The organism is Prevotella sp. Sow4_E9_plate (assembly GCF_052116205.1).
Taxonomy (GTDB): Bacteria; Bacteroidota; Bacteroidia; order Bacteroidales; family Bacteroidaceae; genus Prevotella.
Map to the genome: position 1 here is coordinate 1 of NZ_JBQKLN010000056.1, position 24,990 is coordinate 24,990.

Genomic DNA, 24,990 nt, shown 5'->3' on the forward strand with positions numbered 1-24,990 from the left:
ATTATATAGAAGATATACTCACCCGACTGATGGAGGGGGAGCAAGACTTCATGTCCCTAATCCCATGTAATTATAACTCGAACAAAAAGGTGAATGTCAAGGCTGCCTAATTGGTAGCTCTGGCAATACCAATTTAATAATATGCTTTTTTTGAAAAATGTTGGATGTGCTAACTGCTGAAAATCAGTAGTTACGTTCTAACGGTGATTTACAGAAGCTGCTGCTGCAGACACAGGCATTGAAGCGTCATTTGTAGTATAAATGTAAGTTGTTTCTTCTTTGTCTACTTCTCCTTCCAAAATCGTTCTAAACAACTTCAAGACTATTTCTGATGCTGTATCAGGTCTTGGTTTTATACGATTGAGTCCAGCCATATCGTTAAGGAACTCTGAATACATACCTGTAGTAGGTATGATTTGTTCTGTCAAGATAGGACCACGTGATGGTGGCAAAACGAATGTACTATCCAACATTTGGTAATTGCCAAAGATGTAATCAATCAATACAAAACGCAACAGGAAAGCAAATGGAGACTCATCAAATTGTGTTTTTTCCTGAATTCTGAATCTCAGATTTCCCAGAGACAATATTGTATAAATCTCCTCTTTATCAACTAAACCTGTTAGCTCCTTTTTATAGGTAAAAGCCATTGTATCAGGAACACTTTCAGGAAGTGTTATCTCTATCTGACCAGAAATTCCATCATATCCCAGCATATAGCGGAGATAAAGAATAGCATCCTTTGCCATCCATGCTTCCAAATCCTGTTTTTTTATTTCCAGAGCAGTACCAGCATCTTTAAAATCCTTAGATAGAACATTAAAATCTATATTGTTATCTACAAAGAAATGATTAAGTCTGCTGGTATTAATCAACAATTCGAAAAAGTAATGGCACAATAAAGCCAAGTAACTTTTACCCAACCCTGATTCTCCAGAAAACACCATAAGAGGAGATACCAGGATTTCAGAATCCCGGATTCTTCCCAATTGGTCTATTCTAACCTTAATACATTTCATATTTTCCCATTTTTATAAGCAAAATATTGCTTTGATTAAACTTTTTTGGGCGTAAAATTACAAAAATCGTGGCAAATTTAAGAATTTATATTATTAATAATATATAAACCGACAATATTTACCAATTAAAACGCTATATTTATGCACGTTTATACATAAAATGAGCAACTAGCATACATTTATTCCATGTTTTTCTATTTCATAGAAAGTGCATATTCCCCTATCTTTTCAAGAAGGATTTTGGGGTTCAAATAAGCTTTTTTATACTTAACCGTTAGATGCAGATGCTCGCCTATAGCACGTCCTGTGGAGCCTGATCTACCAATAATGGTGCCGGCAAAAACAAGAATTTGCCAGAGCGAGCATCGTAGAGGAATAAGGCGTACAATGCTCAGAAATGGGTTTTGTACGCCTTTTTTGTTTCATTATGTTTTTTTATATCCCAATAGTTTGCTAATTCGCTGAAAATTATGTATATTTGCAAATTAAGGGAGAAAAACATCCCCGAAAGAGATAGACAGTTTAGGGTAAATATAAAAGAAAGGAGAACGAGATATGGCAAAGAAGAGACCAAAGGTAGCACTGGTTTATGATTTCGACGGCACACTGTCGCCGGGCAATATGCAGGAGTTTGGATTCATACAGGCTACAGGCAAGACAAAAGACGAGTTCTGGGAGAAAAACAGAAAGTTTGCAGAGGGTAAGGATGCCAATGGCATTTTGACCTATATGTATCTGATGCTCGACGAAGCCAAGAAGAACAATATCTCGCTCACCCGGGAATCTTTTCAGAAATTCGGCAAGGATGTAGAACTGTTCCGCGGCGTAAAACAATGGTTTTCGCTCGTGAATGAATATGGCAACAGTATCGGACTGGACGTAAAGCACTACATCAACTCCTCGGGACTGAAGGAAATGATAGAGGGTACACCTATCGCCCACGAATTTGAGAACATCTACGCCTGCTCCTTTCTCTACAACAAGGAGGGAATCGCCTACTGGCCAGCCGTAGCCGTAGACTATACTACCAAAACGCAATTCCTCTTCAAAATCAACAAAGGTATCAAACAGGTGAGCGACAACAGAAGAGTGAACCAGTATATCCCCGACGAAAAGCGCCCTATCCCTTTCCCCCGAATGATATACTTCGGAGATGGAGAAACCGATGTGCCTTGCATGAAGATGGTAAAGGAACATGGCGGTCACTCGATTGCTGTATATGATAACGAGGATAAACAGAAAACAGCCTGCCAGCTTGTCAAGGAGGGACGAGTAAACTTCATGTGCTCTGCCAACTACAGCAAAGGAAGCGTGATGAATATCATCGTAAAGAGAATATTGGATAAAATCAAAGCCGATTTTGAATTCGACCGTCTGATAGAGCTGAACCAGAAGAAGGCATGGAAGTGATTTAAAGGTAAAAGGGGAAAAAGGTAAAAAAGTAAAAGGGTAAAAAAGTAAAAGGGCAAAAGGGGAAAAAAGTAAAAAGGTAAAAAAGTAAAAAGGGAAAAGGGGAAAAAGGGCAAAAAGTAAAAGGATAAAGGGACTCTTTTGTGAATTCCTTGAAACTTTTCTTGGTTTTATCGAGGATTATGCTTAATTTTGCACACAGAAATAATAATATCAAATCATATTAATGGGAAGAAATAAATACTCAGCAGGAGAAATCAAAGAAATCGGCAAATTGCTGCGACTCAAAAACGCAGGCAACCGTTTACAACAGAAAATGATACGCCACGACCTTCGCGTGGATTATGAATTCAATATCTCTGACTTCAATGAGCCTGGCAAGGCTTTCGGCGAGGAGGAACTGCAGGATGCCATCAAGCGTGGAGCTATCCAGATTCTCGACGATGCCACCATCGAGGCTATGAAGGCAAAACGTGCAAGAGACAAGGCTCGCGACGAGGCTGAGAGACAGAAGGAAGCTGTAGCCTGCGGTGAACAGACCGACTGGCAGGAGGCTATGAAGCAGTGGAATGAGTATTATGAAAAGTAAAAAGGTAAAAAGGTAAAAAAGTAAAAAGGTAAAAAAGTAAAAAGGTAAAAAGAACATACTGATTACGACATATACTGATTACGACATATACCGATTACAACATATACCGATTAATAAAATATACTGATTATAAATTATTATGGCTAAAGTATTGATAAAGACATCAGAGGGCGACATCAAGGTTCGCCTCTACGATGAGACACCTCTGCATCGTGACAACTTCATCAAGTTGGCAAAGGAGGGATATTTCGATGGCACACTCTTCCACCGTGTCATCAAGGATTTTATGATCCAGGGCGGTGACCCAGAGAGCAAGGGCGCTCCTAAAGGCAAAATGCTGGGCACGGGCGGACCTGATTACACCATCCCTGCCGAGTTCGTTTATCCACAACTTTTCCACAAGCGTGGTGCCTTGAGCGCTGCACGCCTTGGCGACGAGGTGAACCCTAACCGTGAGAGCAGCGGCAGCCAGTTTTATATTGTATGGGGAAAGACCTACAAGCAGAACGAACTGAAACAGATGGAGAAGCAGATGGGCATGCAGATGGAGCAGAATATCTTCAACCAGCTTGCCAAGGAGCATCATGATGAAATTATGAACTTCCGCCGCAACCGCGACCGCGAAGGCTTAATGAAACTACAGGATAAACTAGTGGATGAAACCAAGAAGCGCTGCAAGGAGCAGGGCTACCCAAAGTTTACCGAGGAGCAGCAGAAGGCTTATACTGAAGTAGGCGGAACACCTTTCCTCGATAACCAATACACCGTTTTCGGCGAGGTAGAGGAAGGCCTTGACGTAGTGGAGAAGATTCAAAACTGCGAAACCATGCGTGGTGATAGACCTAAGGAGGATATCAGCATGGATATCTCCGTTATAGAAGAATAAAAGGCATTTCTCGCAGTTCTTTCTACAAAACTGCGAGAAATCTTTATTCTGTATCTACAACTATTCATCCGTATTAAACAAAAACAAACAAATCAAAATGAAAAAGATTCATGGAAAAATGATGAAGGGCACCACGGCCAAGAGCCTGATGATGCTCCTGGCTTTGGCAGGTTCTAACTACTGCCATGCTCAGCAAGCCACTATCGTGGTAAGCAATCCTACTTCCGCATCACGCACAGAGCTTATCTCCCTCAGCATGAACGAGGTGAAGGCGAAACTGGGCAATGCTGCCCCTAAAAAGGGAGAGGCTTACATCGTGAAGAACAAACGAGGACAGCAGATTGGCTCGCAGATTACCCACGATGGTCTTCTGCTCATAGATGCAAGCATACGTCCTCACGGCTCTGCCACTTACTACGTGAGCATCGGCAAGCCTTACCAGCAGAAGGTTTATGCCACCGGCGCTCTCTATAAGATAAGAAAGGATGATATCGCATGGGAGAACGACAGATGCGCCTACCGCGTATATGGCCCTGCCCTGCAGAAGACCGGCGAGCGTTCCTTCGGTACCGACATCTGGGTGAAGAATACTCCGGATACCGTGGTTTACGAGCGATACATCAAGGATATGAACGGAAATATCAAGGGCGATAAGATTGATGCCAAGGTGAGAGCCTTGCAGAAGCAGCAGAAGGCAGAGAAGAACGCAGCAAAGGCTGCTGCTCTTGCCAAGCAAATCAAGGCTCTGCAGGCAGAATCGCGCGAAATGGATATCCTCACCTCCTTCCATCTCGACCATGGCAACGGATTGGATCCTTATCGTGTGGGCGCTACCCTGGGATTGGGTGCACCAAGCCTCATGGTGGGCAAGAACCAGGTTCTGCCTTACTGCTACAAGGATTACAAGATATTGGATAACGGTCCGCTCCGCTTCACCGTAGAACTGACTTACAACCCATCTGCCGTAGGCGATATGAAGAACGTGGTGGAGCACCGCATCATCTCGCTCGACAAGGGCAGCAACTTCAACCGGATGACCGTATGGTATGACGGCTTGACCACTCCTACCGATTTCGCCACCGGTTTCCCTATCCACGAGGAGGATACGGAGACGAAGACCTTCGCCAAGGATTATGTAAGTTATGCCGATCCTACAGATAATATCGAAGTAAACAACTCACAGGTTTACGTAGGCATTCTCTTCCCTTATGGTGTTGACAATACCTACTACCAGCTCTTCGATAAGAAGCACGATGGTGCTACCGGTCATGCCCTCGGCTTGAAACGCGGCTTGAAAAATGGGGAGAAATACAGCTACTACTTCGGTGCAGCATGGAGCAAATATGATGTAAGAAGCTATGCCGAATGGCAAATCCGCATCAAGGATTATCTGGATGCATTGAAGAATCCGCTCCTGATTGAGGTGAAATAGGAAATATATTAAACCGCAAAAGCGATAAGCCAAGATATAAAACACGAAACAAAAAGCCGCCCTCATATCATTAGAAGAGGACGGCTTTATTGTTTTTTAAATAAAGATTATATTACTTTGTCATCTCGAAACCTACACGCATACCATCATAATTGTTGGCGATACTGCCTACGGCGCTCAATGTAGAGCTGCCCTTGAAGGCACTGAGGGCCTTGATGAGATTGAGCAGCTTCTTCTGGTCGAAGAGAAGACTGATGCCATTGGTTGTCTTGGTGGCATAGCCTGAAGCACTCAGCAGGAGGCCCTTCAGCTGGATGGCATGAGTCTTCTCATCAAAGGTATAGGTGCCATTCCATGCCTTGCCGTCAATCTTGGCAGAGAAAGTACCATCGGTATTAAAGGTGAAGTAGGTATTGGAACTGCTGAATCCAAACTTCTTGTAATAACCTTCCAGCTTATTCTCAACCTTGCTGGCAGCAATCTCGCCACCCGCCTTAGCCAGCAGGTTCTCTGAGGTGAAGGCGCACCCTGGCTTGCTGTACTTCCAGGTATGGCAGAGATCTGCCTGCTTAAATGTACCCGAACCGATTACATTGTTCAGGATTCCGTTGATTATACTTCCTGCATTACTGCTTGAGTTGCTGCCATTACCGGCATTGCTACCACCCAGGATAGCGCCCAATACGCCTGCTACGGTTGCTGCCGAATTGACGGTAGCAGAAGTATTATTAGCGGTAGTAGTGGTTGCTGCAGATGCAGAAGAAGAAGTAGTAGGAGCTGCAGATGCTGTAGACGCAGAAGCAGTAGATTTCTTAGCTGTCGTCTTCTTGGAAGAAGTTTTTTTAGTAGTCTTCTTGGTTGACTTCTTAGTAGTCTTCTTAGTTGACTTCTTAACCGGCATCAACTCAGAATTGGAAGCATTCAGCGCTGCTTCGTTCATAGCGCTAGCATTGCTGCCAGCTGTGCATGCAAGCACAAGGGCAGCGAAAAGAAATACCTTTTTCATTTTTACTTTCTATTTATTTGTTTAAATCTAATTCTCTTATATCATTCGCTTTCTTCACTTTCATATTTCCCATCATAAATGAGGAAAAACTATTATAATAGATGAAAAACAGGAGAAAAGGTTTAATTTGTTGCATAAATGTTTCATAAAACGAATGAAATGTGACGATTTTGTGTTAACGATTGCACATTTTTTTGACATAAATCAAAAAAGAACGAAAAATAGACATATTTTATCAAAAAGTATCCCCGAAAATGAACAGAATATCCTATCTTTGCAACGTTTTAAAAATCACAATAGGTTATGAATGATTTAATTAAGGTAAATTCAGAGAATCAGAATCAGGCAATCGACAGATGCCAGCAGATTCTTAATGAACGCCGCGAGGCGCTTGCCTCTAAGGCAAGAAGAAGAGATTAAGTCTTTTGATTTTTAGCGAACAAGAGACAAGATTCTTCTTAGAAAGAGATTATTTTCAGAATGACATTCGGTTGAGAGATTCTGCTGAATCTATTTTTCCCAACAGGGAGAAAGAATGATTCAGGGAAACAGAACCCCGAAAACTGAAAATGAGAGAGATTTTTCAGAACGACTCTTAAATTTTAAGAGGAACTGAAATTTTTGGGAAAAACAAAAGTTAAAATCCCGTTGTCGTCCATCTTGCATGGTACGTACAACGGGATTTTTTCATTTTCTATCTAATATCCAGATATCCAAATCAGAATTACTTGTTCTTCTCGCCCTTCATGATAACCTCTACATGATTGCCACTCTTCAAGATAACATTCTTGAGGAAGTCGGAAATCTGAGCGCCATCGATTGACTTCACGAGATTCTTATAGTTGCTGTAATTATCAACCTTGTGAAGGTCGAACATACCCAAGGTCTGAATCCAGTAACCGTTGGTCTTCTCATCCACGCCAGCCTGCTTCAAGAGAATCTCCTTTACTTTCTGCAAATCGTCAGCATCAACCTTGGCAATCACCTCGTCCATACCCTTGAAGAAGCATGGGATGGCAACATCTGCCTTCTCTGGATTCAGCTGAGCCATACCGTTGATGGTAATCTGCACCTTGTTGTCTGCGTCAAAGAAAACGCCATAGATGGCACCTGCAGAATAAGCAGCACTCAACTCCTCGCGGATGCTGCGCAGATACTTCATCTCCAGGAGGCGTGCTGCCATATCTGCCAGCACACTGCTCTTCTGGGTATAAGGCATCTTGGCAAACCACATCTCGCGAACCTGGCTCTGAGGATTCTCCATAGCCTTAGTGAATACATTGCTCACCTTGCCTGTAGCACAAGGCATTGGCTGGTTCTTGATCTTGATCTTCATGCCCTGGTTAGGGAGAGAGGCAATATACTGCTCGATGAGTGGGAGGAGCACCTTCTCATCATAGTTGCCTACAAAGTAGAAAGTGAAATCCTTGGCATTACTGTAGAGCTGATGCCACATTTCGAGACAGGCATCATAATCGATGCTCTGGATGTCGGAAGCCTCAGGAATGCGAGCCAGTTTGCTACCCAGGTAAAGGGTGCTCTGTACTGAGTCCTGATATACAAGCCTAGGGTTATTGCTCTTGTTGGCAAGAACTGTAGTATAGGTATTCTTCATGTTGTCGAATGCCTTCTGATCCTTAGTAACATTGGTCATATTGAGATAAACCAGCTGCATCATCGTCTCAAGATCCTTAGGAGTGGTAGTACCGCTCAAACCGTGACGGAAGGTAGAGAAAGAGAAATCTACACCACATTGCTTGCCGGCAAGTGCCTTCTCCAAATCATTGCTAGAGAATTCGCCCAAACCGCTCAATCCCCATACGGCACTGGCATTCTGCGCATTGATAGGGTCATTCTGATAAGCTGCATAACCGATGTTGGCAGAAGCAGCAAACTGAATCTCATCGTCCTTGAAGTCTGTCTTCTTGATAATTACTTTGGCTCCGTTGGAGAGGGTAAGCTTCTTGAAGCCCAACTGCTTGTTCTCCTCCGTCTTCTTGATTTTGCCTGCCTTAGGTGCCTGAGCCATCAGCGGCTCCTGCTTCACATTGTCCACATAAGCCTCAAGCTTCTCGCTGCGCACCTGCTTCACGATGTCGGCAAGTTCCTGTTCGGTTGGATAAACGGCACCCTCTGCCTCGTGCATGAACACCATGCTTACAAGGTTGGTATCGGTAGTACAGATCAACTGCTTCACGGCACTGTTAACCACATCTACAGAAAGGCGTGGCACTACCATCTTATAGATCTGAGTTTCATCCTCTACAGAAGGAATTGGCTCGTTAGAGATGAAATGGTCAACATACTGAGTGGTAAACTGCTCATTCTTCATCTTGGCACGGTTCTCGTAAGTCTTGTCAACATGACTCATGAATTCGTCCTTGGCACGCTGATATTCAGAAGCCGTAAAGCCGAAATCATGCACGCGCTTAGCTTCGCGCATCAAGGCAGCATATGCCTCCTTCACCTTGCCCGGCTTAGCCACGCCTACCACTGAGAAAGCATTCTTTGTACTGGAAACCAGATAGTTGCCAATATCACTACCTCCCTGCAGGAATGGACAATCTGCCTCACGGGCCATCTCAGAAAAACGAGCATTGAGCATAGAGGTTGCCACATTCTTCAAATAACCCTCAAGCAGATATGGCAAAGTACCTTTCAATGAATCAGGAGTTGTCTCGTTCTTCATCATGATGTTGATGATGTCATACTGCTGCTCCTTGTTCTTATCCACTACGTAGATGGCTGTATCGTTATCAGCTACAGGAACAGGAATCACCTTAGCAGCATCCTTAGGCACCTTAATGCCTGAGAAAAGCTCCTTGATCTTGCCCTCAATATGGTTAACGTCTACATCACCAACAACGATAATAGCCTGATTATCCGGGCGATACCACTTACGATAGTAAGCACGGAGTGTTTCAGGCTTACATCCGTCGATAACGCTCATCAAACCGATAGGCAAACGATAGCCATACTTCTCGCCTTGATAGAGTTTAGGGAGAGCACGCTCCAACATGAGCTGCTGACCTACCATACGCATGCGATACTCGTTGTGAACCACATCGCGCTCATCCTCGATGGCCTTGGTGGTAAGCGAGATGCCATTGCTCCAATCCTTCAGGATGAGCATACATGAATCTACGGCAGAAACACGGGCAGTAGGCACATCGGTGAAGTAATAAACGGTCTTGTCAACACTGGTATAAGCGTTCAGATTACGGCCATACTCCACACCGATGCTCTGCAGATAGTTCTGGAGGGTATTGTCCTTGAAGTGCTCAGTACCATTGAAGGCAAGGTGCTCAAGGAGGTGAGCCAAACCGCGCTGGTCATCGTTCTCATTAATAGAACCTACTTTCTGGGCGATATAGAAGCTGGCTACATGCTCAGGATAACTGTTGTGGCGAATGTAATAGGTCAATCCATTGTCAAGATGACCAATCTTCACATTCTTATCCACTGGGATAGGTGGCATCTGCTGCGCCATCGCTGTTCCCACAGAGAGCAGCAACAGTGCTGCTGCGAAAATTTTTCTTAATCTCATTCTTCTCTGTTTATTAATAAATATGTAATTATTTGCTATTTCTGCTGCAAAATTACATAAAAATTAAAAGATTTGCAAGCATTTGGAAGATTATCTTTCCAAATGCCTGCAATCTTAACATAAAACTAACATTGGAAGCTCTTCATCCATGAGCCACGGAAGAGGCGGATAAGAAAGAGGATGCCACGGAAGGTAAGCTCCGTAGCCATAGCTATCCAAACTCCCTTCAAGCCATAGCTTTTCGAAAGCCCATAAGCCAGGGTAAGGCGCACCAGCCACATCGTGCTCAAGTTGATGGCGGCAGGCTTCATCGTATCGCCCGCACCCACGCAAACGCTATAGGTCACGATACTCGCAGCAAAGAAAGGCTCTGCAAATGCCTCGATTCGGAGGCAGACTGTACCCAGTTCCCGAATACTCTCCACCGGTGACAGCACCCCTATCATCTCCGGCGCAAAGACATACATCACTACGCCCATCAATGCCATCACTCCCATGCCCAATCCTACCGTCATATAAGCAAAATTCTTGCAGAGATTCATGCGTCCGGCACCATGCGTCTGCCCCACAAGCGTAGATGCTGCGTCGCCGATACCGTAACCCGGCATATAACAAAGGCTCTCAGCAGTGATGGCAAACGAATGGGCAGCAATGGCAATATTGCCCAATGGTGCCACAATCATGGTGCTCACTATCTGCGCACCGCTCATCAGGATATTCTGTATGGCTATCGGGATACTTATCTTGCAGGCGTGCCTTACATATTCCTCTACCCATCTGAACGGTACCCTATCCTGACGGAAATTGAGCAGACGGTTTCTGAATGCCGAAAGATAGAGATTGGGCAAAGAGATGCTGATATACGCCAAAGCCGTACCCATCGCTGCTCCCACCACACCCATCTTCATAATATAAATGAAGAGATAATTGAAAGCCACGTCACACAGACATATCAATACAGCCATGATGCTGGGCGTATGCATATTGCCTGCCGACTTGAGCATCATCTCGGAAATATGATACAGGAACACAAACGGCAATACTAGACTGTAAATCAGGAAATAGCGAGAGGAATTGGGAGCGATGTCCTCACCTCCACCCAGCCAATAAGGCAGATGGGAATGAATGCCTACACCGATAAGCGTAACGAAGAGGCTGAAAGCCACTCCACATATCAGGGCATGACGATATACCTGGCGAGCCTTCACCAGGTCGTTGGCACCAATGAAATGAGCTACCTGCACAGAGAAACCGGTGGCTGCTGCACTCAGCAAGCTACCTATCAACCAGGTTGTTGACTCGATAAGTCCTATACTTGCCGAAGCCTCAGCGCCTAGATGCCCCACCATCGAAGCATCAATAAAAAACATCAGCACGGTAGAAATCTGTGCCAGCATGGAGGGTACACTCAAACCAGCGATGAGATTCAGCTTCTCACCGCCTGTCATCGGGCGCCCTAAGCGGATAGACTCCATCAGATAATCTGTCTTATTCTTGAATAGCATTTTTTCTTCTATTTATGAATTTACACAATCTATTTATGAGTAAAACGTAAAATCTATCAATTTATGATTTAAACGTCACCTATTTATAATTTAAACGCAAAAAAGGCGACTCCAAAAAGGAATCGCCATTTTTATTTTTTTAATACATGTTTCGTACCTTTGTTTTTCCCAAAACTTATCTCCCACTGAAGCGGGACAGTACTGTCATTAACCTAGAATAAACAACCTATTTAACCTAACAAACTAAATACCTGTCGTCCTTGAATAAACAATCTTTCTTTACCTTAACTAACACCTAATATAAAAAAACTAACAACCTTAAACCTAAAAACTAAACCTATAAAATCTATTACCTAACTAAAAACCTAAAACTCATTTTTTCTGATGCAAAGGTACAACTATTTTTTGAAACTGCAATACTTTTTCCCATAAAAATGCATGAATCCAACATTTTTTGACGTAAATCAAAGATTTGTGTGCGAACACGAACACTTGTTAACACATCAGAAAGGTCTATTAACACAAAAAAGAAACGTTCCTGAGAATGCCATATCATGCAATCTCAGGAACGCTCCTCTTTATTTCCCTATATAAATAATTAAGGTATGAACTCCCATATATAATAGATATGAGCCCTATATATAAATAAGGTGTAATTTATGAAATCCTTACTCAGTAATCCAAGTACCCTGCTTCTTGCCTGCTTCTACTGCTCTCGAACCAGGTACTACCTGACCAATGCGGTAGTAGCTGTCCAATACTATCTCAAAGCGAAGCATTGAATAGGCAGGAATTGTGCTACTCGAACTCTGGGTTGTGCCATAAGCCAACTGATATGGCATGTAAACCATCCAGCGGTCGCCTATATGCATATTGAGCAATGCAGTGGTAAAACCATCCACAAGGCTATTTACCGCATAAGTTGCAACCTGAGCAGTCGTCTTATCGTATGTGCCATCAAAGGTCTTATCAAATACATAACCAGCAGGATAAGTATCTGTACCCAGCATTCTACCACGATAGCTCACCTTCACCGAATCGGTATACATCGGACAACCGCTACCCTTGCCCTTATCCAGAACATGAACAACGATATAATCAACATCCTTGTAAGTAAGAGAAACTGTATTACCGTTGGCATCCTTGTTAGGCGTCTGGTTTTGCAACGACCAGTTGAGTATCACCTTCCATTCATCGCTGCCGTTGGCTATCTGCTGACGGGCATACGCCAAAGTATCGGCAAAAGCCTTCTCGTTACGCTCCTGCCAGTTTGCATACTCATCTACGGTGTTGTCATCCTCGCTACATGATGACAGTACGAATACTGCCATCATGAGCAAGAAGAGATATTTAGAAATTCTTAATTTCATTACCAAGTTTCTTTAATACGCTAGTAATACTTACGCGTTCCTCGATGATGCTGCGGAGATCAGAAATTGCAACACGCTCCTGCTCCATGGTATCACGATAACGGAGAGTTACCTTATGATCATTTGGAGTCTCGTGGTCAACGGTAATACAGAATGGAGTACCGATGGCATCCTGACGGCGATAACGCTTACCGATGGAATCCTTAGGATCGCCATAGTGAGTGTTGAAGTGGAACTTCAACTCGTCAACAATCTCATGTGCCAACTCTGGCAAACCATACTTCTTATCCAATGGGAACACAGCACACTTAACAGGTGCCAAAGCCTCTGGCAAACGCAAAACAACACGTGTCTCGCCATTCTCCAGTTTCTCCTCGCAGTAAGAGTGGCACATTACGCTGAGGAACATACGGTCTACACCGATAGATGTCTCTACATCGTAAGGCACATAGCTCTCGTTCTTCTCTGGATCGAAGTACTTGATAGAGCGGCCGCTGTACTTCTCGTGCTGAGAAAGGTCGAAATTGGTACGGCTGTGGATACCCTCCACTTCCTTGAAGCCGAATGGCATCTTGAACTCGATGTCGGTAGCAGCATTAGCATAGTGAGCCAGCTTCTCGTGATCATGATAACGGTAGTTCTCGTTACCCATGCCCAGTGCCTCATGCCAAGCCAGACGAACCTTCTTCCAATACTCAAACCACTTCATCTCAGTACCAGGCTGGCAGAAGAACTGCATCTCCATCTGCTCGAACTCACGCATACGGAATACGAACTGACGGGCAACAACCTCGTTACGGAAAGCCTTACCAATCTGGCAGATACCGAATGGCAACTTCATACGACCGGTCTTCTGAACGCTCAAGTAATCTACGAAGATACCCTGAGCTGTCTCAGGACGGAGATATACCTTGCTTGTAGCATCGCTGGCAGCACCCATCTGGGTAGAGAACATCAGGTTGAACTGGCGAACGTCTGTCCAGTTCTTGGTACCGCTGATAGGGCAAACGATACCCTCGTCCTCGATAATCTGCTTCAGCATCTCCAGGTTAGGACCCTGCATAGCCTCAGTATAGCGGGCATGGAGGTCATCAAACTTCTTCTGGTTCTCCAGAACGCGAGGATTGGTTGCACGGAACTGAGCCTCATCAAAGCTATCGCCGAAACGCTTCTGAGCCTTGGCAATCTCCTTGGCAATCTTCTCCTCATACTTAGCCATGTGATCCTCGATGAGCACATCGGCACGATAACGCTTCTTTGAATCGCGGTTATCAATCAATGGGTCGTTGAAAGCATCTACGTGTCCAGATGCCTTCCATACTGTAGGGTGCATGAAGATAGCTGCATCGAGACCAACAATGTTCTCGTGCAACAACACCATACTCTGCCACCAGTACTGCTTGATATTGTTCTTGAGCTCAACACCATTCTGACCATAGTCATAAACGGCAGCCAAGCCATCATAAATTTCACTACTTGGGAACACGAAGCCATATTCCTTGCAATGGCTTACAATTTTCTTAAAAACATCTTCCTGTGCCATGATTAAATCTTATTTTTTTCAAATTTTCGGCAAAGATACTCTTTTTTCTCGAAAAAATGTTGTATTTTTGCCATAAATTAATAAAATAAGTATTAAAAGCTACATATGAGCGAAGAAATTAAAGATAAAAACGAGATAAATGAGGAAAATACGCCTCAAGAACACTCCGATTACAAACCGGTGAACCGTTTTGATGCTTCTGCCGTACATCACCTCAGCGGAATGTATCAGAACTGGTTCCTCGACTATGCATCGTATGTGATCCTGGAGCGAGCCGTACCTCATATCGAAGACGGATTGAAACCCGTACAGCGACGCATTCTCCACTCCATGAAGCGCATGGATGACGGAAGATACAACAAGGTGGCTAACATCGTGGGACATACGATGCAGTTCCACCCTCACGGAGATGCATCTATCGGAGATGCCCTCGTACAAATGGGACAGAAAGACCTGCTCATCGACACACAGGGTAACTGGGGCAATATCCTCACGGGCGACCGTGCAGCCGCTCCCCGATACATCGAGGCACGACTCTCTAAATTCGCCCTGGATGTAGTATTCAACCCTAAAACTACCGATTGGCAACTCTCCTACGACGGAAGAAACAAAGAACCTATCACCCTGCCAGCCAAATTTCCACTGCTTTTGGCACAAGGTGCCGAGGGTATCGCCGTGGGATTGAGCAGCAAGGTATTGCCGCATAACTTCAACGACCTTTGCGATGCAGCCATCCACTATCTCAAGGGAGAACCTTTCAGTATCTACCCCGATTTCCCTACTGGTGGTGCCATCGACGTAAGCAAATACAACGATGGGCAGAGAGGTGGTGTTCTGAAGGTAAGAGCCAAGATTGACAAACTCGACAACAAGACGCTCGTCATCAGCGAGATACCATACAGCAAAACCACGGTAAGCCTCATCGAAAGCATTACCAAGGCAGTAGAAAAGGGAAAAATCAAGGCTCGTAAGATAGAAGACGTCACATCGGCGAATGTAGAAATCCTCGTACATCTTACTCCTGGTACTTCTTCGGATAAGACGATGGATGCACTCTATGCCTTCAGCGATTGCGAAATCAACATTTCGCCCAACTGCTGCGTCATAGAGGACAACAAACCAAAGTTCCTCACCGTGAGCGATGTACTCAGACATAGCGTTGACCGCACAATGGGATTGCTCCGCCGCGAATTGATGATACGTAAGGGTGAGCTGGAAGAGCAGCTCTTCTTCTCTTCGCTTGAACGCATCTTCATCGAGGAACGCATCTACAAGGAGCGCAAATTCGAGCAGAGCAAGAGTCAGGATGAGGTAGTGGCATTCATCGATTCAAAACTGGAGCCTTTCAAGGACCAGATCTTCACTGCAGAGGTTGATGGCAAGGGAAATGTGGAATACTCCTTCCACCGTGACATCACAAGGGAAGACATCCTCAAACTCCTGGAAATCAAAATGCAGCGCATCCTGAAATACAACAAGGATAAGGCTGATGAACTCCTGATGAAAATCAAGGCAGAATTGGCAGAAATCGAAAACGACCTCGCCCACATGACCGATGTTACCATCAACTGGTTTGAATATCTCAAGGGCAAGTACGGAAAGATGCATCCAAGAAGAACCGAAATCAGAAACTTCGATACCATAGAGGTAACCAAGGTGGTGGAAGCCAACCAGAAGCTCTACATCAACCGACAGGAAGGCTTCGTTGGTACAGGATTGAAGAAGGATGAATTCGTATGCAACTGCTCTGACCTCGACGACATCATCATCTTCTACAAGGATGGAAAATTCAAGGTAACCAAGGTTGCCGACAAGATATTCGTGGGCAAGAACATCCTCCACGTTCAGGTGTTCAAGAAGAACGACAAGCGAACCATCTACAACTGCGTATATCGTGATGGCAAGCAGGGCGACTACTTCATCAAGCGATTCAACGTAACCGCTATGACGCGCGATAAGCTCTACGACATCACGCAGGGAACTCCGGGAAGCCGCATTATCTACTTCACCGCCAATCCAAATGGCGAAGCAGAAATCATCAAGGTAACGATGGAACCGGATCTGAGCAAGAAACGCCAAAGCATCTTCCTGGAGAAAGATTTCTCTGAAATCCTCATCAAGGGACGTGCTGCCAAGGGCAACCTGCTCACCAAGCGCACCATCCGCCGCATCGGATTGAAGAGCCACGGACACAGCACCCTGGGAGGAAGGAAGGTATGGTTCGACCCTGATGTAAACCGCATCAATTATGATGAGAACGGCAGATTCCTGGGAGAATTCAACGATGAAGACTCAATCCTTGTAGCATTAGACAATGGCGAATTCTACATCACCAACTTCGATGTGAACAACCATTACGAGGACAACATCCTGAGATTGGAGAAATGGGATGAGCACAAGATATGGACAGCCATCCTCTATGATGCCGACAATCAGGGTTATCCATACATCAAGCGATTTACGATGGATGCCACCAAGCGCCATCAGAATTTCATGGGTGAGAACCCTAACTGCAAGCTCATCCTCCTCACCGATACCCCATTCCCTCGTATCAAGGTCACCTATGGCGGTGTAGACGCCATTCGTCCTGCCGAGGAAATCGATGCCGAGCAATTCATCGCCCAGAAGAGCTTCAAGGCAAAGGGTAAGCGCCTGACGACATTCAAGCTGGAGAGCATAGAAGAACTGGAGCCGACAAGATTCCCGGAGCCATCACCAGCCGATGATGATTCATCGAATGATGACTCTAATGCATCTTCCTCTTCAGAAGTCTCAGAAGAAAATCTCGACCCTGATGCTGGCAAAAGCGAACAGCAGGTTATTGATGAGTTAACTGGTCAAACCAACCTCTTCTCCGAAAAGGATTTCGAAGAAGAAAAAAAAGACAAAGATTGGTTATCAAAGCAATAGAGACTCAAAAAAAATCCCGTAAAGGATTTCGATGTATAAAAAAGGGAGCTTAAAGCATCAATTGCCTTAAGTTCCCCTTTTTCTTTATATATAATATATACGCTGCAGCAAAGAATGCGCCTTTTACTTCTTATATTCCTGCAGCTTCCCCAGGCAATAAGCCTTGAAATCACTCCAGTGATAATAAGGTGCTATATCGCTCTTGATAGGAAGTGTTGCCTCATCCTCGCAAAGCAAAACCTTCACCAGCACATCGTTTGCCTTGTTGCGATAGAACACAAACTGAAGGTTAGTAGCCATCGGAGTAATCTTATAATCAAACCACTGGGTAGCCACCTTCTCCGGATCCTTGATCTCCTCGCCATATCCGTTCAGGTTCAGAAGACAAGTGAGCGGAGTGACCATCGTATCATGACCATATCTCAAGGTTGCACCCGGATGCTGAAGAGCAATACAGCTATCAGCCTTCTCGATGATATCCATGAGAAGATTACGCTGAGAGAATGGCTGAACATTGCCCGTATAAGGCGAATTGCCATAAGATACCTGCCATCCTAAATTGCTCTGCAACCAATTCTGATAAAGCTCCTCCTCTGTAAAGAGATCATAGAGAGATACCTTACCTCTCAACTCTGTACCCTGAATAGAGCTTGCCATCTCATAGAGACGCCAGTTAAGATCACTTTGGTCGATATTCTGCTTCACCCAAACAGGGTCGTTGAAAAGTTCCTGCATCACTCGGCTATAGCAGGCATGCTTTCGGGCAAAATCCTCTCTTACCACTCTTCTTCCCACACTATGCTTCAAGCTATCCAGATATCTATCGCCCTGATTCATGTAATACATGTCGTGATCGCTGGCATCATGGAAGATATGGAGTTTCGGATTCATGCGAAGCATCTGATGTAAACCGTTCTCCATAGAAAGGATGCATCGGATAACCAATGTGCTTCGAGCCTCAATATTCGCATTACCGGCAAAAATCTCAGGGAATCGCTCCATCATTCTTCGGGTAATACCCTGATGCTGCAAAGCACCAAGTGGAGTCAACTCGCCATCGCGTCCCTTCGCCTCTTCACGAATCATCTTCACCTTTGCTAATGTCTCCTCACCTTTGGCGGTCAATTTACCCTCCTGCTTCGCCTTCAACAGAGAGAAATAAGGCACATCATACGCCTTTTTGCCAATCATGAATCGGGAGCCATGACGGCCATAGTGGCTCAGATAGAAAGGTTTGTATCCTTTAGGAGCAGGAGTCAACTGCTTCTGAGGTCCGCGATAAGCCACATAGTTACTACCTGAGAGCGTAATGTCTCTCTTAAAATCCTCCTGAGGAGTCTGGGCCGTCATAGGCATCGCAAAAGCAAGAGATGCCCACAATAATAGATTCTTTGCGTTCATTGTTACTACTTAATTTTATCTGTTATTTTCCTTCTTACCAGTTCATCAAGTTCTTTAGGAATGGCAACAATTCCTTTGCCATCTTTTGATGCTGCAACTTGCTAGGATGCCAGCTGGCACCATATCCCAAGTCGCCTTTCTGAAAAGTGAAGTCAAAGCGATAAATCTCCTTATCCCCCAGCTTCTTCGCCTTCTTTATCTTGCCTTTTTTATCCACTACCGTCTTATTCACCAAAGTGAAACCGCTCTTGTTGGCATCTGCGCAGATTCTGTCAAGGGCAGCTCTCTGCTCGCTACTCTCCTTCTTCCCGAGCATAGGTCCTGTCAGGAGCACAATCTTGGCATCAGGATATTTACTTCTCACGGTAGTAAGGAACATGCGGTAATTCTTCTCATAAAGCTGAATATCATAATTATCCGTAGAAAGGTCATTGGTACCTAGGTTGATGCAAACCAGTTGTGGCTGATACTTGGCAAAATCCCATTTCTCATCATGCTTATTAAATAAGGTATATTCATACTGCCAAGGCATATTCTCTGCAGAACCCGTCTTAGGACCATCATAGTTGCGATATACACCGATACCACTGCGGGAGATCGAAGTATGCTGCGCCTTCAGGCTATCGCTTACGATATTGGCATAAGTCAGCCAATGGTTCTCCGTCTCATCCTCAAAAGGATCGCTCATCTCGATGCTCTCTACACCATATCCGCAAGTGATAGAATTACCGATGAACTCTATCTTTCGCTCAGACAAAGCTGGAGCCTCAACGAGTTTACAACCCTTATCCAACACGAATCCACGGAACTCTGGGTTGCGGAACAATCCCTCTATCACATACATCACCTTCACATGATGCACGCCCTTTGGCAAGGCTGTAGCCAGCGTAACCACCGAATCACGTTCTGCATTGAATCCTACCTTAAAAGGTTCACTGCCATCAACTTGTGCCATGAAATATCCCGTCATCGGACGGCACATCATCTTCAAAGAAGACCCCTGGAAGTTTGCCTCAATGGTAGTACCTGGGAAATTGAAGCTAGCCACATCCGGATTCTTCCCGAAGCTCACACGTCCCATGTATTGAATCATGGGATGAGATGCCTTCACCACCTCTCCCTCGACAGGAAGCGTGGTAGAAGTCTTTCCATTACCAGCGAAGGCAGCAGCGCTCAGCATTATTGCCATCAATAACAAATTCATTTTTTTCATCATGATTATTTTTAGTTTGCCTGCAAAAGTACCATTATTTCTTGTAAAAAACGAACAAAACCGCTTTTTTCTGCTCATTTCTTCTTTTTATTCATTTTTTTGTTGTACCTTTGCACTCACGAATGCGCTTGTGGCGAAATTGGTAGACGCGCTAGACTTAGGATCTAGTGGTTCAGGCCGTGTAGGTTCGAGTCCTATCAGGCGCACATAAGAAAATCCTAACTGCTTGATAATAAGCAGTTAGGATTTTCTGTTTCTAGAAATTGCCAACATTTTGCCAACATAATTCCAAACTAAATTGAATCGGTTGGCAAAAGCAAGGCTTCATTTTACATACTTTCACACTATTTCTTGCGATTACACACACCACTTTAGTTTATCCCCATACATAGAGTTTTTCGCCCAAAACTGAAAAAATCACTAAGAAAATACATTTTCCTCCCAAAGATATGCCCTACTTTCAAAGAAAAATATTATCTTTGTATCAAAATAAACATTTTATTCATAATGGAGTATATTGATTTCAAAAGACTGATAGATGCTCTGACCGCCAAGCCAAAAGAGACGGAGTGGTTAGAGTTCAAACATAATTTTCATTCTAAGGAAGAGATTGGCGAAAGAATCTCTGCCCTGTCAAACAGTGCCTATTTGAGCAATATGCCGTTTGGTTACATCGTATTTGGCATTGATGACGAAAGCCATGACGTAATTGGCACAGACTTATATGGTAAACAGAAAATGGTAGGCAACGAAGAACTGGAATCCTGGTTGTCAACCCGTCTGAATCCCCGTATTGATTTCGAAATAATCGATGATTTTGATTATGAAGCCAACGGGCATGTCTGCATCTTCAAAATACCAGCTACAACAAACCGCCCTGTAAGTTTCCTGCATGAGTCTTATATCAGAGTGGGTACCATTACCCGAAAGTTGAAAGACTTTCCGGCTAAAGAAGCCAAAATATGGAAAGGTGGTCAGAAGTCATTGGAAAAGATAGTCTTGAAAAAGGGCTTGTCAGGACAGGATGTGTTTTCTTTTCTCAGTGCAGAAGTGTACTTTGACATGATGAACTTGCCACTTCCACAAGATATCAATGGTATCTTAGACCGATTTCTGTCAGAGAACCTGATTACCAAAGATGAAATCGGATATGGAATTACCGAACTTGGCGCAATTCTGTTTGCCAAACACCTTTCCGACTTCGATGGCTTGAAAAGAAAAATGGTTCGAGTCATTGTCTATAAAGGCAAGGGAAAGATTGAAACATTTCGCGAGAAATCATTCGATAAAGGTTATGCCATTAGCTTCGAGGAAATGATTGCATGGATAAACAGCCAACTTCCTGCCAACGAAGAAATTGGTCAAGCTCTAAGAAAGGATACGCGTATGTACCCAGAGATTGCGATACGTGAGCTAACTGCAAATATGATTATCCACCAGGATTTTGCAGAACAGGGATTTCCTATGATTGAAATATACTCCGACCGCATTGCGTTCTCCAATCCCGGGCAACCGCTTATCAGCGTAGAGCGTTTCATCGATGAGTACCAATCCCGAAACGACTCTCTCGCCGACATCATGCGCCGCATAGGTATCTGTGAAGAGAAGGGAAGCGGTATGGACAAGACTATCTTCTATGTAGAATTATACCAGTTACCTCCTATCCGCATCCAACTTCAAGAAACACGAACGGAAGCTACCGTTTTTACCTACCGTAAGTTTGCCGATTTGGATAAGTCTGAAAGAGTAATGGCTTGCTATCAACACGCTTGCCTCAGGTATGTTTCAAACGAGAAGATGAACAACCAATCTCTCCGAGGCCGCTTGGGCATTGAGGATAAGAACTACCCGATGGCTTCCAGAATCATAAAGGATGCCTTGGAAGCAAAGATGATAAAAGAAGAAAACGCCGAGGGCAATAACCGACATAATTACATCCCGTATTGGGCATAACTCATGTAACCGGCATGTAACTGGCATGTAACTGGGCGACTCGAAACAGCCCTAAAACAGAGCAAAAACCCTTTAAAACAGTGCTTGGCGCATGTAACTGGCATGTAACTGGCATGTAACTGAATAAAAGAAGGCTCGTATGGACAATGCTAGTTTTCAAACAGAGTTTATACATAAAAAATAGATAAAATGAATTTATTGGAAATATTAAAGAAAATATTTTCTTGTGTCATACCACAAGCTGCTTCAGAAGGAGATATGGATTCTGTATCTCCCTCTGATAAAACTAATGATACGGTTTCTGCAGACGATGCAGAAGTAGAAGATATGGATTCAGTATCTCCCTCTGACAAAACTAATGATGCCGCTTCTGCAGACGATGCAGAAGTAGAAGATATGGATCCTATATCTCCCTCAGACAAAACTAATGATACTGCTTCTGCAGACAATGCAGAAGTAGAAGGTATTCAATCTGTTGTCTTAAAAAGAAGTAAAGCAGAAGTAATAGAAGGATATGGCCAAGTTCGGACAATGGCAGATATTCTTATAAGTATGAATGATCAATATCATTTTCATAGCAGTGAAGAAGCTGTTGCCGCTGTTATGAAATTTATTGGATCGCAAAGTCCATGTCATTTTGCAATCTCTGGGAAGGCGTTTCATTTTATAGCTGATGCACTTTATTCTTCTAAAGCATTTGTAGATAGAAGGTTAAATAAAGATGCCTTTTTGGATAACTTCACTATTTCTCAGTTTGAAAAGAACTGGGATAATGCAATGTACCGATACTATTACGCTAAAATATGGAAACTAATTTGCTATTTTGATGAGTTTAGAAGATATACATCTCCTGGGCAAATTTATAGGGATTTGAAAAAAACAATATCTCCGGAGTATTTTGGTTACAGAGGATACCCACAACATTTCTTTAGATGTGCTATAGAAGAGGCGTGGGAGAAAATAGCTCCAAATAATTCAATTGATCCGGTTTTGCTTGACAAGTATATGTTTAGAAATCATGAAGTAGCTATTCAAACACTAGGCCTGGAAGCTACTATACGCAAAGATTTCGTTCAGGACTATTGTCACACCGATGTGTATTTTCCACAGAAAGTTGGTTCTGCTCCTGTTTATATTGAGAGAATTGTTGGAAATAGAAGAATGTTTTTAAAATCTTGTGGAGAAGGAAAAGGTCCTAACAATAATCCAGAGTTATTGGAATTCAATATTGCATGTAGATTGTTACTGGAGGACTCTAAGTACGATATTTGGGAAGATAAAAACCAATCAATGTTATTCGTCCCTAAAGAGGATATATCTTTACCTGCTTATTATTGCAGTTATTATTCCTGTGGAAAAATATTATTCGAGGGCAATGACCATAAAAAGGAATTTCTAAAAGAAGGAATCAAAGGCAGGCAATTAATGAATGAGAATGGCAGAAAAGATCTCATAAAACACTTCAGTCATGAAAATATTCAATAGTGATATACTGATAAAAAAGACGAGCTGCAACTGTGCGGATTTGCCAGAACATCAAATTCCCCCATCTGTCAACCTCTTTGTGAAGGTGACTAAAGGGTGTAATGCCCATTGTGCTTTTTGTAGTAATGCAGGATGCCAAAGTCCAACATCTTTGTTTGATATAGAAAAAATGATTCGCATCATATATGAACTAAAAAGCAAAGGAATCATTGTAAATCGAATGAATATTACCGGAGGGGAACCATCTGTGGTTTCCCCTTTGGTTGTTCGTATTCTTGATGCCATAGACAAAGAGCATTTTGATGATGTACACTTACATCTTAATACCAATGGGGTTACTGTGCAAGCACAAGACTTGATGCAACATCCTCGTTGGGATAGTATTTCCATGTCATTGCATCATTATGACGTCAATCGTTTGTCTGACTTATATGGATGTGAAATACCAGCACATTTATTACATTTTACTGGTGTAGATAAGCAGAAGATAAACTTTAGCTGCAATCTTATAAAGGGATACATTGATAATAAGGAAGAAGTTCGGAAAATGCTTGATCTAACTTTAGATACAGGTATCCGTCGCATAGGATTTGTTGCCCTTATGCCAGTTAACAGCTTTTGCAAAGAACATTTCATTGATATTGATGATATTCCTTTTGAAGAAATACCGCATGTTTATTTTACTGGGGCAAAAGATAGGGGAACGGATTGCAAATGCAGCAATTATCTTTACAACAAGAATCTCAGGATCTTAGAGATTTATATGCGCAATTATGCAAATCCACAATATTGTGAATCATCCCTTGTCTATGATGGAGCGTATCTTCGCCAAGGTTTTTATAATAACAATATTATTTATTGACAGAATGGTTAATTTCACTGAAATATTTGAAATCAGAAAGAATGACTCTCGCTGGAATACCTCTTATCCACTTTCTCCGGACGATTGGAATATATATCGTGTACCAGAAGAATTGTCATTTTCTGAAGAAGAAGAGTTGTCTTTCTATATTCATATTCCATTTTGCAAAAAGCTATGCTCTTTTTGTGAATATGCAAGAATGCTTTGCCCTAGCGTGAAGCTGCAGGATCAATATGTAGATACATTAAAGCATGATGTTTTTACTTTTATGGAAAAATACCCGTCTATCAAGCTTTGCGGACTTGATGTAGGAGGGGGAACTCCAACTGCCCTGAGCGACAAATCGTTTGAGAATTTGATGAGTTTATGTAGCTCAGCCATGAGCGCTTTAACCATATCAGACAGTTTTACACCTAGTATTGAGGCTACATTTGAAACCTTGACAGCTCAAAAAGTTGATTTGTTGACATCTGCAGGTTTTAAGCGAGTATCACTTGGAATACAATCAACTTCTTCTGAAGTACTGTCATGCAATCATCGTGATTCACCGGATCTTGAATATATGAAAAAGTCAATCTCTATGTTGCATGATAAAGGTGTCTGCATTGTAAATTTAGATATGATGTATGGGTTGAAGGGACAGTCAATAGACAGTTTTCGCAAAGACATGCAAACTTTAAAATATCTACAGCCAGAGCAAGTTACAATTTATGAACTACGCACTAATATGATTAATGAACAAGTTCACAGGGGGTGTAATTTAAACTGTGTCAAGGCTTGTTCTTAACTTTCATTCCCACTCCCTGCTGGGGGCATGCCCCCAGCAGGGAAGCCTTTTCGGCTGCAAAGTTACATAATT

Annotated in this window: 17 protein-coding genes and 1 tRNA gene; 10 read left to right on the forward strand and 8 right to left on the reverse strand. The window is 43.3% G+C overall.

The genetic code is table 11. From position 1 onward, the window contains the following. Positions 1–197 precede the first annotated feature (197 nt). On the reverse strand, positions 198–1,019 hold the full coding sequence (locus ACTQ53_RS15415) for a hypothetical protein (RefSeq protein WP_441933998.1): 822 nt from the start codon (positions 1,017–1,019) through the stop codon (positions 198–200). Between the two features lie 555 nt (positions 1,020–1,574). Here ACTQ53_RS15415 and ACTQ53_RS15420 point away from each other — a divergent pair. The 4 genes from ACTQ53_RS15420 to ACTQ53_RS15435 all read left to right on the forward strand — a co-directional run bounded on the left by ACTQ53_RS15420 (position 1,575) and on the right by ACTQ53_RS15435 (position 5,336). Then, entirely contained in the window at positions 1,575–2,429 is an 855-nt protein-coding gene (locus tag ACTQ53_RS15420; protein ID WP_153093295.1) for an HAD family hydrolase, read from the forward strand. Between the two features lie 226 nt (positions 2,430–2,655). Next, positions 2,656–3,018, forward strand: a complete 363-nt coding sequence (locus ACTQ53_RS15425) for a hypothetical protein (RefSeq protein ID WP_294970965.1) — start codon at positions 2,656–2,658, stop codon at positions 3,016–3,018. A 139-nt stretch (positions 3,019–3,157) separates the two neighbouring features. After that, positions 3,158–3,904 (forward strand): peptidylprolyl isomerase, encoded by a 747-nt coding sequence (locus ACTQ53_RS15430; protein WP_441934001.1) that lies wholly within the window; start codon positions 3,158–3,160, stop codon positions 3,902–3,904. A gap of 97 nt (positions 3,905–4,001) precedes the next feature. After that, entirely contained in the window at positions 4,002–5,336 is a 1,335-nt protein-coding gene (locus ACTQ53_RS15435; RefSeq protein ID WP_441934003.1) for a DUF4861 domain-containing protein, read from the forward strand. Between the two features lie 112 nt (positions 5,337–5,448). Here ACTQ53_RS15435 and ACTQ53_RS15440 read toward each other — a convergent pair whose 3' ends face one another. From ACTQ53_RS15440 to ACTQ53_RS15460, 5 genes are all read right to left on the reverse strand, one after another. After that, the gene (locus ACTQ53_RS15440; protein ID WP_441934005.1) at positions 5,449–6,342 is read right to left on the reverse strand and encodes a DUF4923 family protein; all 894 of its coding nucleotides are present in this window, start codon (positions 6,340–6,342) and stop codon (positions 5,449–5,451) included. A gap of 724 nt (positions 6,343–7,066) precedes the next feature. Then, positions 7,067–9,889, reverse strand: a complete 2,823-nt coding sequence (locus tag ACTQ53_RS15445; protein WP_441934007.1) for a M16 family metallopeptidase — start codon at positions 9,887–9,889, stop codon at positions 7,067–7,069. Positions 9,890–10,014: 125 nt separating this feature from the next. After that, the gene (locus ACTQ53_RS15450) at positions 10,015–11,394 is read right to left on the reverse strand and encodes an MATE family efflux transporter (RefSeq protein ID WP_441934009.1); all 1,380 of its coding nucleotides are present in this window, start codon (positions 11,392–11,394) and stop codon (positions 10,015–10,017) included. 668 nt (positions 11,395–12,062) lie between these two features. After that, a complete protein-coding gene (locus ACTQ53_RS15455; protein ID WP_441934011.1) occupies positions 12,063–12,764 on the reverse strand; it encodes an FKBP-type peptidyl-prolyl cis-trans isomerase in 702 nt (233 codons plus the stop codon). Then, positions 12,745–14,307 (reverse strand): glycine--tRNA ligase, encoded by a 1,563-nt coding sequence (locus ACTQ53_RS15460; protein ID WP_294970953.1) that lies wholly within the window; start codon positions 14,305–14,307, stop codon positions 12,745–12,747. The genes ACTQ53_RS15455 and ACTQ53_RS15460 overlap by 20 nt, the downstream gene beginning before the upstream one ends. A 105-nt stretch (positions 14,308–14,412) precedes the next feature. Here ACTQ53_RS15460 and ACTQ53_RS15465 point away from each other — a divergent pair, with 105 nt between their 5' ends. Further along, on the forward strand, positions 14,413–17,217 hold the full coding sequence (locus ACTQ53_RS15465) for a DNA gyrase/topoisomerase IV subunit A (RefSeq protein ID WP_441934013.1): 2,805 nt from the start codon (positions 14,413–14,415) through the stop codon (positions 17,215–17,217). 123 nt (positions 17,218–17,340) lie between these two features. On the opposite strand, the gene ACTQ53_RS15470 is transcribed toward ACTQ53_RS15465, so the two are convergent. Both ACTQ53_RS15470 and ACTQ53_RS15475 read right to left on the reverse strand, forming a co-directional pair. Continuing rightward, a complete protein-coding gene (locus tag ACTQ53_RS15470) occupies positions 17,341–18,618 on the reverse strand; it encodes a histidine-type phosphatase (RefSeq protein ID WP_441934015.1) in 1,278 nt (425 codons plus the stop codon). Positions 18,619–18,652: 34 nt separating this feature from the next. Continuing rightward, positions 18,653–19,822: an SGNH/GDSL hydrolase family protein gene (locus tag ACTQ53_RS15475; protein WP_294970948.1), complete on the reverse strand. Its 1,170-nt coding sequence runs from the start codon at positions 19,820–19,822 to the stop codon at positions 18,653–18,655. Positions 19,823–19,955: 133 nt separating this feature from the next. On the opposite strand from ACTQ53_RS15475, the gene ACTQ53_RS15480 reads away from it, so the two are divergent. The 5 genes from ACTQ53_RS15480 (at position 19,956) to ACTQ53_RS15500 (ending at position 24,918) form a co-directional block, all read left to right on the forward strand. Continuing rightward, a tRNA-Leu gene (locus ACTQ53_RS15480) sits at positions 19,956–20,037 on the forward strand. Between the two features lie 301 nt (positions 20,038–20,338). Next, complete coding sequence (locus ACTQ53_RS15485) at positions 20,339–21,784, forward strand: RNA-binding domain-containing protein (RefSeq protein WP_441934018.1); 1,446 nt, start codon at positions 20,339–20,341, stop codon at positions 21,782–21,784. Positions 21,785–21,973: 189 nt separating this feature from the next. After that, complete coding sequence (locus ACTQ53_RS15490) at positions 21,974–23,269, forward strand: hypothetical protein (RefSeq protein WP_441934020.1); 1,296 nt, start codon at positions 21,974–21,976, stop codon at positions 23,267–23,269. Then, the gene (locus ACTQ53_RS15495; protein ID WP_441934022.1) at positions 23,253–24,131 is read left to right on the forward strand and encodes a radical SAM protein; all 879 of its coding nucleotides are present in this window, start codon (positions 23,253–23,255) and stop codon (positions 24,129–24,131) included. Before ACTQ53_RS15490 ends, ACTQ53_RS15495 begins: the two co-directional genes overlap by 17 nt. Before the next feature lie 4 nt (positions 24,132–24,135). Continuing rightward, the gene (locus tag ACTQ53_RS15500; RefSeq protein ID WP_441934024.1) at positions 24,136–24,918 is read left to right on the forward strand and encodes a radical SAM protein; all 783 of its coding nucleotides are present in this window, start codon (positions 24,136–24,138) and stop codon (positions 24,916–24,918) included. Positions 24,919–24,990 lie beyond the last annotated feature (72 nt).

What these genes read in the sequence shown, in the direction of transcription:
- ACTQ53_RS15415 (WP_441933998.1), bottom strand. Translation starts at nt 1,019, where the DNA reads ATGAAATGTATTAAGGTTAGAATAGACCAATTGGGAAGAATCCGGGAT.
- ACTQ53_RS15420 (WP_153093295.1), top strand. Translation starts at nt 1,575, where the DNA reads ATGGCAAAGAAGAGACCAAAGGTAGCACTGGTTTATGATTTCGACGGC.
- ACTQ53_RS15425 (WP_294970965.1), top strand. Translation starts at nt 2,656, where the DNA reads ATGGGAAGAAATAAATACTCAGCAGGAGAAATCAAAGAAATCGGCAAA.
- ACTQ53_RS15430 (WP_441934001.1), top strand. Translation starts at nt 3,158, where the DNA reads ATGGCTAAAGTATTGATAAAGACATCAGAGGGCGACATCAAGGTTCGC.
- ACTQ53_RS15435 (WP_441934003.1), top strand. Translation starts at nt 4,002, where the DNA reads ATGAAAAAGATTCATGGAAAAATGATGAAGGGCACCACGGCCAAGAGC.
- ACTQ53_RS15440 (WP_441934005.1), bottom strand. Translation starts at nt 6,342, where the DNA reads ATGAAAAAGGTATTTCTTTTCGCTGCCCTTGTGCTTGCATGCACAGCT.
- ACTQ53_RS15445 (WP_441934007.1), bottom strand. Translation starts at nt 9,889, where the DNA reads ATGAGATTAAGAAAAATTTTCGCAGCAGCACTGTTGCTGCTCTCTGTG.
- ACTQ53_RS15450 (WP_441934009.1), bottom strand. Translation starts at nt 11,394, where the DNA reads ATGCTATTCAAGAATAAGACAGATTATCTGATGGAGTCTATCCGCTTA.
- ACTQ53_RS15455 (WP_441934011.1), bottom strand. Translation starts at nt 12,764, where the DNA reads ATGAAATTAAGAATTTCTAAATATCTCTTCTTGCTCATGATGGCAGTA.
- ACTQ53_RS15460 (WP_294970953.1), bottom strand. Translation starts at nt 14,307, where the DNA reads ATGGCACAGGAAGATGTTTTTAAGAAAATTGTAAGCCATTGCAAGGAA.
- ACTQ53_RS15465 (WP_441934013.1), top strand. Translation starts at nt 14,413, where the DNA reads ATGAGCGAAGAAATTAAAGATAAAAACGAGATAAATGAGGAAAATACG.
- ACTQ53_RS15470 (WP_441934015.1), bottom strand. Translation starts at nt 18,618, where the DNA reads ATGAACGCAAAGAATCTATTATTGTGGGCATCTCTTGCTTTTGCGATG.
- ACTQ53_RS15475 (WP_294970948.1), bottom strand. Translation starts at nt 19,822, where the DNA reads ATGAATTTGTTATTGATGGCAATAATGCTGAGCGCTGCTGCCTTCGCT.
- ACTQ53_RS15485 (WP_441934018.1), top strand. Translation starts at nt 20,339, where the DNA reads ATGGAGTATATTGATTTCAAAAGACTGATAGATGCTCTGACCGCCAAG.
- ACTQ53_RS15490 (WP_441934020.1), top strand. Translation starts at nt 21,974, where the DNA reads ATGAATTTATTGGAAATATTAAAGAAAATATTTTCTTGTGTCATACCA.
- ACTQ53_RS15495 (WP_441934022.1), top strand. Translation starts at nt 23,253, where the DNA reads ATGAAAATATTCAATAGTGATATACTGATAAAAAAGACGAGCTGCAAC.
- ACTQ53_RS15500 (WP_441934024.1), top strand. Translation starts at nt 24,136, where the DNA reads ATGGTTAATTTCACTGAAATATTTGAAATCAGAAAGAATGACTCTCGC.